Annotated in this window: 13 protein-coding genes; 7 read left to right on the top strand and 6 right to left on the bottom strand. The window is 47.9% G+C overall.

All coding sequences use genetic code 11. The features are described 5' to 3' along the window. Window positions 1–27: 27 nt before the first annotated feature. Window positions 28–780, top strand: a complete 753-nt coding sequence (locus DP923_RS03295; protein WP_112304300.1) for a hypothetical protein — start codon at window positions 28–30, stop codon at window positions 778–780. A 2-nt stretch (window positions 781–782) separates the two neighbouring features. On the opposite strand, the gene DP923_RS03290 is transcribed toward DP923_RS03295, so the two are convergent. From DP923_RS03290 to DP923_RS03275, 4 genes are all read right to left on the bottom strand, one after another. After that, window positions 783–2,237, bottom strand: a complete 1,455-nt coding sequence (locus tag DP923_RS03290) for a DUF4403 family protein (protein ID WP_112304298.1) — start codon at window positions 2,235–2,237, stop codon at window positions 783–785. A gap of 92 nt (window positions 2,238–2,329) precedes the next feature. Next, window positions 2,330–2,647: a thioredoxin family protein gene (locus DP923_RS03285; protein ID WP_112304295.1), complete on the bottom strand. Its 318-nt coding sequence runs from the start codon at window positions 2,645–2,647 to the stop codon at window positions 2,330–2,332. A gap of 133 nt (window positions 2,648–2,780) precedes the next feature. Further along, entirely contained in the window at window positions 2,781–3,425 is a 645-nt protein-coding gene (locus tag DP923_RS03280) for an outer membrane beta-barrel protein (RefSeq protein WP_112304293.1), read from the bottom strand. Window positions 3,426–3,669: 244 nt separating this feature from the next. Beyond that, window positions 3,670–4,638 (bottom strand): NAD-dependent epimerase/dehydratase family protein, encoded by a 969-nt coding sequence (locus DP923_RS03275; protein WP_112304292.1) that lies wholly within the window; start codon window positions 4,636–4,638, stop codon window positions 3,670–3,672. 317 nt (window positions 4,639–4,955) lie between these two features. Here DP923_RS03275 and DP923_RS03270 point away from each other — a divergent pair, with 317 nt between their 5' ends. Together DP923_RS03270 and kbl are read left to right on the top strand one after the other, a co-directional pair. After that, on the top strand, window positions 4,956–5,945 hold the full coding sequence (locus DP923_RS03270) for a hypothetical protein (RefSeq protein ID WP_112304290.1): 990 nt from the start codon (window positions 4,956–4,958) through the stop codon (window positions 5,943–5,945). Between the two features lie 36 nt (window positions 5,946–5,981). After that, entirely contained in the window at window positions 5,982–7,172 is a 1,191-nt protein-coding gene (gene kbl, locus DP923_RS03265) for a glycine C-acetyltransferase (protein ID WP_112304288.1), read from the top strand. A 276-nt stretch (window positions 7,173–7,448) separates the two neighbouring features. Here kbl and cdaA read toward each other — a convergent pair whose 3' ends face one another. Both cdaA and folP read right to left on the bottom strand, forming a co-directional pair. Continuing rightward, window positions 7,449–8,288 (bottom strand): diadenylate cyclase CdaA, encoded by an 840-nt coding sequence (cdaA, locus tag DP923_RS03260; protein WP_112304286.1) that lies wholly within the window; start codon window positions 8,286–8,288, stop codon window positions 7,449–7,451. Beyond that, window positions 8,285–9,142 carry a dihydropteroate synthase gene (folP, locus tag DP923_RS03255; RefSeq protein ID WP_112304796.1) on the bottom strand — a complete coding sequence of 286 codons (858 nt, stop codon included), beginning with the start codon at window positions 9,140–9,142 and terminating at the stop codon, window positions 8,285–8,287. The genes cdaA and folP overlap by 4 nt, the downstream gene beginning before the upstream one ends. 44 nt (window positions 9,143–9,186) lie before the next feature. On the opposite strand from folP, the gene DP923_RS03250 reads away from it, so the two are divergent. From DP923_RS03250 to DP923_RS03235, 4 genes are all read left to right on the top strand, one after another. Then, window positions 9,187–9,729 (top strand): DUF1599 domain-containing protein, encoded by a 543-nt coding sequence (locus tag DP923_RS03250; protein ID WP_112304284.1) that lies wholly within the window; start codon window positions 9,187–9,189, stop codon window positions 9,727–9,729. Window positions 9,730–9,915: 186 nt separating this feature from the next. Further along, window positions 9,916–11,013, top strand: coding sequence for a BT_3928 family protein (locus tag DP923_RS03245; RefSeq protein WP_112304282.1), 1,098 nt, complete (start codon window positions 9,916–9,918; stop codon window positions 11,011–11,013). 79 nt (window positions 11,014–11,092) lie between these two features. Then, on the top strand, window positions 11,093–12,154 hold the full coding sequence (locus tag DP923_RS03240) for an ABC transporter permease (protein ID WP_112304280.1): 1,062 nt from the start codon (window positions 11,093–11,095) through the stop codon (window positions 12,152–12,154). Between the two features lie 101 nt (window positions 12,155–12,255). Further along, window positions 12,256–12,765, top strand: a complete 510-nt coding sequence (locus tag DP923_RS03235; RefSeq protein WP_112304278.1) for a shikimate kinase — start codon at window positions 12,256–12,258, stop codon at window positions 12,763–12,765. Window positions 12,766–12,829: the final 64 nt, after the last annotated feature.

The raw sequence follows: 12,829 nt of genomic DNA, 5'->3' as shown, positions 1-12,829 counted from the left end.
TAGTATTTACCTGATAACCTGATAAGTATGAAACTAAACAAATTGCTGATCCTGCTGCTGTTTCTGGTAGCGTTGCAAGGCCATAAGGCCATCGCTCAAAGTATAAATCCTGATGCAAAAGCGGCTGCGCTGGCCAGAAAAGTGATGGACAGCATGGGCGGGGAGCAGAACTGGAACAATACCCGCTTCCTGGCCTGGACCTTTAACAACCAATACCAAATCTGGGATAAGCATCAGAACAAATTCAGGTGGGAACGCGATAGCCTGGTTTCGATCATCGATACACAAACGAAAGCCGGGAAAGTATACGTAGCCGGTCAGGAAATGCCTGAATCAGAAGAAAAGCAGAAACTGCTCGAACGCACCTACGCGCTCTGGATAAACAATGCGTACTGGCTTGTGATGCCGTTTAAATTGCAGGACCCGGGCGTACAACTGAAGTATGCCGGCGAAGGCGAAACACTCGCGAACGAAAAGGCTGACATCCTGGGAATGAGCTTTGAAAGCGTGGGCCTCACACCACAGAATAAGTATAAACTATGGGTAGCAAAAGATACAGGCCTTATTACACAATGGGCTTTTTACCGCAACAGCACTGATGCTGAGCCAACCTTTACCCGCCGCTGGTCAGATTACAAAACCTACGGAAACATAAAACTGGCCTCCGACCGCAGCAACCCGCTAAGCGATTTCAAATTGACTGATCTGGCCGCTCCGGCCAATGTTCCGGATAAGGTATTTAACAGCCCCAACCCGGTAAGTAAAGCAAGTATAAAGTAATTCTACAGTTTATCAACCAGCAGCGTGAGCTTGCCTTTTGCGTTCACTACCGCTTTTATACCTTCCGGTGTCAGGTAAATGTTCTCGGGTGCGATATCCTGTATCGTGCCGCGCAACAGCACTGATTCATGTACCCGGCCTGAAGCGTCGAGGGTTTGCTGCAGCATCTTTTTAGTATCGTTCAACTGGGCTTTCACCGGAATGCTGGCCTGCTGCTGAATCATATCCTTAAACTTGTTTTTGGCGAGCCAGCTGGCCGTACTGAGCAGTTTATCTTTGGTATCGAGGGTGTAATCAATGTCGCGCACTTTGATGGAGGTTGTTTCCGGGTCGTAGTAGGGAGTACCGCGCAGGTATACTTTGCCCACAATCTTTTTCGTGAACATGCCTGTTTTAGATTTGCCGTTGATATCCAGCATCAGTATCAGTTGCTCGCCGCTTGGGGTAATGGCGGCATCGTTTACGGTAATCTCACTTTTGCCTTCATCAAAAGTATACGTCTGGTTTTTAACCTGCGCCTGCAGCAACTGGCTGGCATGTGCGTACGGAATGGTAGCTGTTAACCCGACCTGTATAGCATCCTGCAGGCGGCTGTCGATGATAAGTTTAGGCAGGTTTTTGTTGAATTGCACTTGTGGCTTGCCGTCGGTAGTTACTGCCAGGTAAGAAGTAATGCCGATGCGGGTGCTTAAAATGCCATCTTTTGTTTGCAACGGCGCCATGCGTACATCTTTGGGCACAATGGTAAGCCAGGCGTTCATGTCGTCGTTCAGCTTTACGGGTTCCTGCACCAGTTGCCAGGCCTGGGCTGCATACTTGCGCACGTTCAGGTAGTTCTGCAGTTCTTTATCCAGCTGGGCGGTAAGCGTAGCCATTTGCTTGCGCATGGCCGGCTCTACAAAACGCGCCAATCCAATCTTCAAAGGGCCCAGTTCCAGCACTGGTTTGGTAGCGCCCCACTCAAAATCGCCGCTCGTAATGGTGTTTATCGTATAGTTATCGGTCAGGTTTACTTTGCTTTCTGTTTTGATAACCATATCGAAGCTGGTGTCTTCGGCTTTATCGATGGCCGGGCAGTATTTGCAGGGGTCCCATTTCCAGCGGCCTTTGGCGTAGATGTGCAGCGGCACGCTAAAGTATACTTTGTCTTTCTCAGCCCGGATGGTCATTCTGCCGTTTTTGGTCACTGTTACGGCTACATCATCGCCTTCCAGGTTATCATCTTTGTAAAGTATACCGGTCAGTTCCTGGTTAAGCTTGTTTTCTATCGTGGCCAGCGAAACCGAAACCGGCACCGTAACCGAAGAGAGCTTTGGCTGGTAGGCAGGTATGGCAGCAGCTTTGCTGGCAGGTGCGGCAGTCGTCAGTTTTTCGGTGCTGGTGCAGCCGGCAAGTATAAATAGGCTGGTAAGCGCAAAAAGGAAAAGGGCAAAGTACAGGGAGGGTAACTTTCTCACGGCTAAGCTGGTAATTAAAAGCGGCGCAAGTTACAACGGCTTTTCGATATCAGCTATAGCCAGATGGCACAAGTTTAACCAGGTGGGCACTTTTACAGCAAACGGTTCAGTATTTTGCGGAGGCCTTGCTCTGAGTTTATAATGCCGCAATCCAAAATTGTCCCGTTCTTGTAAGTAGCAAAAAAGGGGGTACCCGTTAATTTTACTTCACTCCGCGACACTGGGTTCTCATGTGCGCTCATTCGTAAAAAGGTAATTCCTTTAGGTGAAAACTCCGCTGAAAGCGCTAAGAATACAGGGGAAATCTCTTTGCAGACAGGGCAATCTTCAGCAGTAAACTTAACTATTACCTTATCTTTTTCGAAGATCAGTTTCCTTAATTCTGTATCGTTGGATTCTATTATCGTCATCACGGCCCGGTTTAAAACTTACCTGATGGTACGGGAAAGTGGCATGGCAGTTTAAAACACAGGGCCAAATAAACCGAAAGCCTCCGCTACAAAACCATGTAGCGGAGGCTTTCAATGATTGAGTTTTACGGAGTTAGAAAGCGAAACCTATGCGCAGGCCGCCGTTCGCGAACTGAGAAAAATCGAGGTTGCTGAAGCCTTGTCTTCTGGAGTTGCCGGCTACGTCGCTGCTGATTTCCATGTCAGAGAATTTTCTGTAGTTGATGCCTGCACCAATCTCAAGGCCAACATAAAAGTTTTTTACAAAGTAGAAATCAACACCGGCCACTGCGTTTAAGCCTGCGCCAATATAGCCTCTGCCATCACCGTTAAAATCTGTAGCGCCCGTAATTGAGAGGTCTTCATCATCGTAGCTGGATGCTCTTATACTTAAAGGCAGCTCCAGGCCAACGTAAGGCGATAAGCGGTTGGTGCCATTAAAGTGCTTCTCTATGCCGGGTGCCAGCGTAATGCCAACCGATGTAGAATGTGCTTCGTCGTTTATCTGGTTATAGTTGTAATCAATGCCCAGGCCGAGGCGTAAAGCAGATTGCTCAGTTAGAAAGTAGCGGCCACGAACCAGGCCATTGTTCAGGCTGATTCTGGCAAAATCAGTAAAGAGCACTTCGGTAGTTAAAGCGCCCGTGTTTGGCTTGTAATAAGTATTGTCGCTATCCTGTGCCTGCACCGAGAACACAGTTGCCAGCAGAAGTGCAAATGCAATAAAAATACGCTTCATAATTTCTTGAGTTTGAGTTTTAGGAGAAGGGTAACTATATAATTTTTTAAAAGGATGAGGTTAGTGCCAATCAGCTATACAACCAATATGTAGTAATTGCTACGTTCTAATATCCCGATGTAATACTGAAAGAACAGCGAAAAGTTGGGCAAATCCTGAACTTTTGTTCTTTTAGGGAAAGGTTTTAAAGTATAAAAGGCGATACCGTTGCATCGCCTTTTATACTTTAATGTGCCTGGTTAGCTTAAACGGTCGTTCGCATCTTATTCAGGTTCAGGAGCATATCTTCTGTCATGGTATCCAGGGTATAAGCTGGCTTCCAGTTCCAGTCCTGCTGGGCGGCACTGTCATCTATACTTTTCGGCCACGAGTCGGCTATCTGCTGGCGGGCATCCGGCTTATAAGAAATTTCAAACTCAGGAATATGCTTTTGAATGGAGGCTGCAATTTCTTTCGGGGAAAAGCTCATGGCGCTCAGGTTATACGAGCTGCGTACTTTTACCTGCTCGGCCGGCGCGTGCATCAGATCCAATGTTGCTTTCAGGGCATCCGGCATGTACATCATCGGCAGGTAAGTATTCTCGCTCAGGAAACACTCATACTTCTGCGCCTCCAGGGCCTGGTGGTAAATATCCACGGCATAATCGGTGGTGCCGCCGCCCGGTAAGGCTTTGTACCCGATCAGGCCAGGGTAACGCAGGCTGCGCACATCCAGGCCATACTTTTCGAAGTAATACTCGCACCAACGCTCGCCAGCCTGTTTACTGATACCATACACGGTGTTCGGGTCCATGACGGTATGCTGCGGGGTATTTTCGCGGGGCGTGCCCGGTCCGAACACAGCAATAGAGCTTGGCCAGTATACTTTCTCGGTTTTATATTCCAGGGCCATGTCCAGCACGTTAAAAAGGCCGTCCATGTTCAGGCGCCAGGCAAATTTCGGGTTTTTTTCGCCGGTAGCCGATAAAACAGCAGCCAGGTGATAGATCTGCTTGAATTTATACTTTGCGGCAAGTTCAGCCAGTATATTTTTATCCAGTACATCCACTGTCTCAAACGGCCCCGACTCCAGCAGGTCGGTTTGCTTTGGGGCTGCAATATCTGCTGCCACCACATTCGATCCGCCGTACATATTCCGGAGCTCCATTGTAAGCTCAGAACCCAGTTGCCCGCAGGCACCAATCACCAATACCGTATCACTTGAATTTGCCATAGTTCACTAAAAATCGTTTGCACAAAGTAACTTATTCCGGTGCAATTCTGAAAGTATAAATTAAATAACGCCGCCTAAGCGCAGCGTCAGAGTAGAACGTAATCAGCTGCCGGAAGTATACACTACCTGCAAAGTATAAACTGCAAATTTCAGCCTGATAGTAATCCGGCAAGTATAACTGTGTTGCGTAAGTATAGGCGTGCTAAAGCAGTAATTTTTATATTTGTGATAACGCGGAACGGTTTTAGGTAAAGATGACGCATTTTGAACCGGAAGCCGTAAATTTGCCCTACAGAAAAAGCCGTGAGCCCTGAAGCATGACGTTTGAAGAGTACCTGATAAAAAAACGCATAGATGCAGCTGCATTTGCAGCAGATGATACGGCTCGCTATAAAGCCTGGGAGCAGCTGTATGCCCAGATGCACCCAAACAGCTTTTATGTAGCGCTTAAAATGGTGATTAACCCGGTGCGGCTAAAATATCATTTGGCAGAAGATAAGGTACCTAAAGTGGCAGCGCCCGCTGCGGCACCGCGCCCGGCAGCCAGAAAAGCAGCTCCCGTTGCTGTTGCGCCGGTTGGTTCTGCAACTGAAGTGCCAACGGAAACACCGGTTACACCTGAGGTTGCAGTTGAAAAACCTGCTGCGCCAGTCAGGTCGCGGCCGGTTATTAACAGGCCAGCTGCGTTGCCAAAACCGACAACAGAAGAAGCTATACCTGAGAAAAATCCGGATGAAGCTGTATCCGCTAAACCACGTCCGGTAATCAGAAGGCCGGTTATACAAAAGCCAGTTGCGGAAAGCACATCAGAAGATCAAAGTATAAATCCGGATAAAACTGTTTCTGAAGAAGCGGCAAAGCCCGCAGCAAGGCCAAGACCGGTTATCAAACGCCCGGCAGCACTGCAAAAGCCAACTCAGGACGAAACGCAAAGTATAAACACAGCAGAAACAACGCCACCAGTAACAACAGCGCCAGAAGCACCAAAGCCAGCCAGGCCGCGCCCTGTTATCAAACGGCCGGTAGCGTTACAAAAGCCAGCGGAAGAAAGTATAGAGAAGCTACCTGAAGCAGTCGCGCCTGAAGTACCGGTTAGTGAAGCTCCTAAACCTCCAAGGCAACGGCCTGTTATCAAAAGGCCGGTAGTACTCGCAAAACCTGACGAAGCTGAAGTAAAAGCTGCTTCGGAAGAAACCCAACCTGCTACCGAACCCGCACAAGAGAAGCCTAAGCCACCCAGACCACGCCCGGTTATGCGGCGGCCAACGCCCAAGCCGGATGAAGCAGGAGCAACAGAAGAAAATTAAATCAGAGAAAACGAATCATACTATACAGAAACAACTATGTACGAAACCTTAAAACCAGACCTCGAACAGCAACTGGCCGAAATACAGGAAGCCGGCTTGTTTAAGAATGAGCGCATCATCACAACACCGCAGGGTGCCAATATCGATACCACACAACAGGCGCATGTACTTAACTTCTGCGCCAACAACTACCTGGGCCTTTCGGCACATCCTAAAGTAATTGAGGCGGCCAAAGCTGCCATTGATACGCACGGGTATGGCATGAGCTCGGTACGTTTTATCTGCGGCACACAGGATATCCACAAAGAGCTGGAGCGTAAAATATCAGAGTTTTTAGGAACAGAAGATACCATCCTTTACGCAGCCGCTTTCGATGCGAATGGTGGAGTATTTGAGCCGCTCTTTGATGCTGATTCAGCTATTATTTCGGATGCCCTGAACCATGCTTCTATTATTGATGGCGTGCGTTTGTGCAAAGCCCAGCGTTTCCGGTACGAGCACAATAACATGGAAGACCTGGAGGCTAAACTGCAGGAATCCCAGGGTGCCAAGCACCGCATTATTGTAACCGATGGTGCTTTCTCGATGGATGGCACCGTAGCGCAGCTGGATAAGATTGTGGAGCTGGCTGATAAGTACAAGGCGTTGATCATGATCGATGAGTGCCATAGCTCGGGCTTTATGGGCAAAACCGGCCGCGGAACCCACGAATACCACAACGTAATGGGTAAGATCGATATCATTACCGGCACGTTGGGCAAAGCATTAGGCGGTGCTATGGGTGGCTTTACATCCGGCCGTAAGGAAATTATTGATATGCTGCGCCAGCGCTCGCGCCCGTACCTGTTCTCTAACTCGCTGGCTCCGTCTATTGTAGGCGCTTCTATTGCGGTGCTTGATCTGTTAAGTTCTACTACAGAGCTGCGCGATAAACTGGAGCAGAACACCAAATATTTCCGTGAGCAGATAAAGGCAGCAGGTTTTGACATCAAGCCCGGCGACCACCCGATTGTACCGGTGATGCTGTACGATGCACCGCTTGCGCAGGAGTTCGCATCGCGTATGCTGGATAAAGGCATTTATGTGATCGGTTTCTATTACCCGGTAGTGCCAAAAGGCCAGGCCCGTATCCGCGTGCAGTTATCAGCGGTGCATGACCGCGTACACCTGGATAAGTGTATCAATGCATTTATTGAAGTTGGCAAAGAGCTGAACGTGATCCAGTAAGCAAATCTATACTTTAAAAAACGGCCACCCTGGAATTTCCGGAGTGGCCTTTTTTATGCTGTTTTAATATGTTCTGCTGAAGTACAAATCTGGAGTTACTTCCGCTAGTGCGAGCTTGCAGCTCGTACTTTCATATGCGCGTTAAGTATAGAGTTGTAAAAGTATGAGCAGGGGTAGAAAGTTAGTTAGCCGGAATTAAAGCAGAAAGGTACGAGCTGCAAGCTCGCACCAGCGGCAGGTATTTAAGTTATGTTGTGCTAAAGTATAAAGCAGGAGTTACCCCACATTTATCGTCTTTTCTACGGGGCTTATACTTGCTTTCTGGTCGGTATCGAACAGGAACTGATTGAGGCGCGCGCGCAGGTCTGCGGAAGAAAGGTTGCGGTATACTTCGCCGTTGCGTACCAGGGCAATCTGGCCGGTTTCTTCGGATACAACCAACACGATACTATCAGTTACTTCAGTTAAGCCGATGGCGGCACGGTGGCGCAAACCCATCGAGGCCGGAATATCGTTGTTTTCGGTTACAGGCAGAATGCAGCGGGCAGCTTTGATGCGGTTATTCGAAATAATAACAGCCCCATCGTGCAGAGGGCTGGTTTTGTTGAAGATCGACATGAGTAATCGCTTCGATATAACGGCATCGATCAGATCCCCGGATTCGGCATAATACTTTAGTTCGGAGCTTCGGGCAAATACAATAAGAGCCCCTGTGTTTTTACCTGCCAGCGATTTGGCTGCTTCGATAAAAGGCGTGAGGCTGAGCTTTTCGGTTTGGTCGCGGCGCCACGAAAAGCCCCAGAAGCGGTCGTGGTTCAGCGCTGTCGTTTTTCCGATCATCAGCAAAAAACGCCTTATTTCGGGCTGGAAAACAATAATGGCTGCCAACACACCTACGCCCATAAACTGGCCAAGTATAATCGTTAACAGCTCCATGCCGGCGGCGCGCACCACCAGGTAAAGCAAATAAACAGAAAGCAACCCCAGGAAAATCTTCAGTGCCACACTACCTGTCAGGAGTTTGTACAACTGATACAAAAGCACCGTAACAAGCACTATGTCAACAATATCGATCAGGTCGATATCTAAGAAACCTATGGTAAATAATGGAATCAAAGTATGGTTTTCTTGTAAAGTTCTATGGTCTGTTTAGTTTCTTTTACGTCATGCACCCGCAAAATGTCCGCACCCTTCATCAACGCCAGTGTATTAACGACTATTGTACCGGTCAGGGCATCGGCCTGGTGTATGCCGAGCGCTTTGTACACCATCGATTTGCGCGACATGCCGGCAAGTATGGGAAGCTCCAATATACACAATTCATTTAAACGGTTCAGCAATTCGAAGTTCTGATCGATGGTTTTTGCAAAGCCAAAGCCGGGGTCAAGTATGATATCGTGTACGCCAAGTTGTTTCAGTTTTGCTACTTTTTGCTGCAGTTCATCCAATACTTCCAGCGCCACATCATCGTAATTGGTCAGCGTGGACATGGTTTGCGGTGTGCCGCGCATGTGCATGAGTATGTACGGCACCTGCAGTTTAGCTACTGTTTCGAACATGGCCGCATCCAGTTCGCCGCCCGAAATATCATTTATAATAGCAGCTCCGGCTTTTACGGCCTGCACAGCTACCTCCGCCCGGAACGTATCTACCGAAAGTATAGCATCGGGGTAGGCGGCAAGTATGGCTTCGATGGCAGGCACAACACGCGCCAGTTCTTCGGCTTCGGTTACATCGGCAGCGCCGGGCCTGGACGAATAACCTCCAATATCCAGTATATCAGCGCCATCAGTCAGCATGGTGCCTGCCTGTTTTACTACTTCCTGTAAAGAGGCAAGCCGGCTATCGGCATAAAAAGAATCGGGCGTTACGTTCAGGATGCCCATCACGAGGGGCATATCCAAAGAGAGGATTTTTCCGCGGCAGTTAAGCGTGCTTTTTTTTTGAAAAAGCTTATCTTTCGATTTCAATATAGCCATACAGGTCAGTAGATTTTAAAATTAAAGCTAAAAAGTTGATTAGTCAAACGCTTCAGGAATATAATCAGGTAGTAAACCGCTGCAAGGAAACCTTTGTAAAGAAGACGATAGATTACGGCACCGCATGGCGTATTCTGCGGCTGCCTTCCATCACCGATCAGATCTTCATCAAAGCGCAGCGCATCCGCTCTGTCCAGGAAAAAGGCGTGCAGCTGGTTGAAGATGATATCCGCGACGAGTTTGTGGGCATTATCAATTACTGCGTGATTGCGCTGATGCAACTCGACCTGCAGGAAAGCACCGAACTGACGCTGCCCGCCGAAGAAGTAGAGCGCCTTTATACTTTACAGATAGAGGAAAACATCAAATTGCTGAACGCCAAAAACCACGATTACGGCGAGGCCTGGCGCGATATGCGGGTAAGTTCTATCACGGATATTATTCTGATGAAACTTTACCGCACCAAGCAGATAGAAGATAACGAAGGCCAGACCCTGATCTCGGAAGGCGTAGAAGCCAACTACCGCGACATGATCAACTACGCCGTTTTTGCGCTGATAAAGCTGGGGGCAGAATAACCTCCCCCGGCCCCCTCCTAAAAACAGGAGGGGGTAAAGAGAATATTTATATCCACTTCGTGCCTAACATTGCGTTGAGTGGAAAAGAAATTTAATATCATTTAACCTCTCTAAAACACCCCCTCCTGTTTTTAGGAGGGGGCAGTTAGATAACCAACTTTTTAACATTCTAACTCTCTAACTGAGATGAAATATATAAGTAAATTTTGCTGGCTTTTTGTAGGTGTGTTGTTCATCTTCTCGGGTCTGATCAAGATAAACGATCCGGTGGGTACGGCGATTAAACTGGAAGAATATTTTGAGGTTTTCTCATCGGATATTGCGCCATTCTTTCTGATGTTTAAGCCGCTGGCGCTTTTCCTTTCCATTTTTCTGAGTGCGTTGGAGATTGTGTTGGGTGTGGCCTTGCTGCTGCGCTGGAAACTGAAAAGTGTACTGACCGCCCTGCTCGCCATGACGGTTTTCTTCACGTTCCTGACGTTTTATTCGGCATACTTCAACAAGGTAACGGATTGCGGTTGCTTCGGCGATGCAATTAAACTAACGCCCTGGGAGTCGTTTACTAAAGACATTGTGCTGCTGGTGATGATCGTGATTCTGCTGTTAACCAGACGACATTTACAACCGTTTATAGCCCAGAAAACCGGAGCAGCCATTACAGCGCTAACCGCCATACTTGCCGTAGTGGTAGGCTGGTATGCCTACGAGCATTTGCCTTACATCGATTTCAGGGCTTATAAGATCGGCAACCATATTCCAACGCTCATGAAGGCATCGGCGCCGTTGCGCTACAAGTATGTAATGGTGAAAGATGGCAACGAGCAGGAGTTTGAAGAATACCCAACCGACACTACCTACAAGTTCAAGGAAATGATCGCCATTAACCCCGAGGACGGCCCGAAGATCACCGAATTTAATGTCTGGAACGATGAAGGCGACTTTACACAGGAAGTGCTTACAGGCAAGAAACTGTTGATCATTGTGCAGAACGTACCCAAAGCCAACCGCGACAATTTTGCGGAAATCAACAAACTGGTAGCCGACGCCGAAAAACAAGGTATTAAACCGATTGTCCTTACCTCTGCGAGCAGCCAGGAATTTGAGGCTTTCCGGCACGAAGTAAACTTAGCTGCGCCTTACTTTTTTGGTGATGGCACGCTGCTTAAAACCATGATGCGCTCAAACCCGGGCACTATTCTGATGCAGGACGGCACTGTAAAAGGCATGTGGCACCACAACGACACTCCGGAAATTGCGGAAGTAAACCAGTTGCTGGTTAAGTAATAAAAATCTATACTTTATATTTTCTAAAGTGTAAACAGCGCCAATTTTATAGTTCAGATCATCATTTTACAACCAATACATGAAGTTCTTAGGATTTATACTTAGCCGCCTGGGGCATGGCCTGCTGATACTGCTGGGAGTGCTGGTGGCGGTGTTTTTCCTGTTTAATGTGCTGCCCGGCGATCCGGTGGCCTTACTGGCCGGCCAGCGCTCCGACTTATCTACGCGTGATGCCATCACAAAAGAACTTGGCCTGGATAAGCCTTTGCCAGCGCAGCTTTTATACTATGTAAACGATGTATCGCCGGTATCGGTGCACGAGAATACGGAAGCCAACCAACTGAAGTATGAATATAGCACCATAGCAGATTTTGGCGGAGACGTGCTGGTCTGGAAAACACCCTATCTGCGGCGCTCCTTCCAAAGCAACAAAAGCGTAACCGATATCCTGCTCGATCATTTTACGGGTACGCTCTGGCTGGCGCTGGCTGCTATGCTGATTGCAACCGTATTTGGTATACTTTTCGGGGTGCTGGCTTCGCTTAGGCCGCATAGCTGGCTCGATCATACCTTGGTTACAGGTTCTGTATTGGGTATTTCTGTTCCGTCTTTTGTAGCGGCCATACTTATTGCGATTACGTTTGGGTTTTACTGGAGCAGCTGGACCGGGCTTAGCCTGACCGGGCAACTTTATGAAATCGATCCATTTACTGGTAAACAACTGATGCTGCGCAACCTGCTGTTACCGGCAGTGGCACTTGGCATACGGCCGCTGGCGGTTATTGTGCAGCTTACGCGTAGCTCGATGCTTGATGTCATGTCGCAGGATTATATCCGGACGGCGCGCGCCAAAGGCCTGAGCCGCTACCATGTTATTGCAGACCATGCCCTTAAAAATGCACTTAACCCGGTTGTAACGGCTGCTTCGGGCTGGATGGCTTCGCTTATGGCAGGCGCCTTTTTTATCGAGTACATTTTTAACTGGAAAGGCCTGGGAGCTGTTACCATACAAGGTGTGCAGAACCTGGATTTCCCGTTGGTGATGGGCGCCACGCTGTTTGTGGCTTTCCTTTTTGTACTGATCAATATTTTTGTCGATCTGCTATACGTTGCCCTCGATCCACGCGTTAAACTGGACTAACACCGCGCGAATTAAGAATTACGAATTGTGAATTAATTTTATACTTCTGTACATCATCACACCAATTCGTAATTCTTAATTTATAATTCGTAATTAAAAAGATGCTGATTTTCCTGATAGGTATGATGGGCGCTGGCAAAACCACGCTGGGCTGGCAACTGGCAAACAAGCTGGGTTATTCGTTCGTGGATCTGGATGATTTTATTGAGAAGCGCGAAGGGAAAAGTATAGCGCAGATTTTTGAGCAGGAAGGGCAGGAGTGTTTCCGGGAACTGGAACGCGCGGCGCTCGAAGCAGTGGTAACAGAAAACACCAAGGCCGTTATATCGACGGGCGGCGGTACTCCCTGCTTTTTCAATAACATGGATTTCATAAATGGGCAGGGGAAATCTATTTTTTTAAATGTCCCTCTTTCAGAAATTTTTACCCGATTATCGGGCTCCAATCTGGCATTGCGGCCACTGTTGGCGAACAAAACGGAAGAGGAGCGTAGGTTGTTTTTAACCAATACATTAGCCGCCCGAAAACCCTGCTACGAACAGGCAGTTTATACCTTAAATGGCCCTGATTTTACAGTACAGGCTTTGTTAAAACTACTCAACTATAACTAGTGCTATCCGTTATAACTTAAGAACAATATTTTGAAATTGTTGTTATGACAACAAACGATTTTAG

The organism is Pontibacter arcticus (assembly GCF_003284895.1).
In the GTDB taxonomy this organism is placed as follows: Bacteria; Bacteroidota; Bacteroidia; order Cytophagales; family Hymenobacteraceae; genus Pontibacter; species Pontibacter arcticus.
This window is presented reverse-complemented; position numbering and strand designations above follow the sequence as displayed.

Excerpts from the sequence above, each read along its gene's own strand:
- DP923_RS03295 (WP_112304300.1), top strand. The coding sequence starts at position 28 with ATGAAACTAAACAAATTGCTGATCCTGCTGCTGTTTCTGGTAGCGTTG.
- kbl (WP_112304288.1), top strand. The coding sequence starts at position 5,982 with ATGTACGAAACCTTAAAACCAGACCTCGAACAGCAACTGGCCGAAATA.
- DP923_RS03285 (WP_112304295.1), bottom strand. The coding sequence starts at position 2,647 with ATGACGATAATAGAATCCAACGATACAGAATTAAGGAAACTGATCTTC.
- DP923_RS03240 (WP_112304280.1), top strand. The coding sequence starts at position 11,093 with ATGAAGTTCTTAGGATTTATACTTAGCCGCCTGGGGCATGGCCTGCTG.
- DP923_RS03280 (WP_112304293.1), bottom strand. The coding sequence starts at position 3,425 with ATGAAGCGTATTTTTATTGCATTTGCACTTCTGCTGGCAACTGTGTTC.
- DP923_RS03275 (WP_112304292.1), bottom strand. The coding sequence starts at position 4,638 with ATGGCAAATTCAAGTGATACGGTATTGGTGATTGGTGCCTGCGGGCAA.
- DP923_RS03245 (WP_112304282.1), top strand. The coding sequence starts at position 9,916 with ATGAAATATATAAGTAAATTTTGCTGGCTTTTTGTAGGTGTGTTGTTC.
- DP923_RS03270 (WP_112304290.1), top strand. The coding sequence starts at position 4,956 with ATGACGTTTGAAGAGTACCTGATAAAAAAACGCATAGATGCAGCTGCA.
- DP923_RS03235 (WP_112304278.1), top strand. The coding sequence starts at position 12,256 with ATGCTGATTTTCCTGATAGGTATGATGGGCGCTGGCAAAACCACGCTG.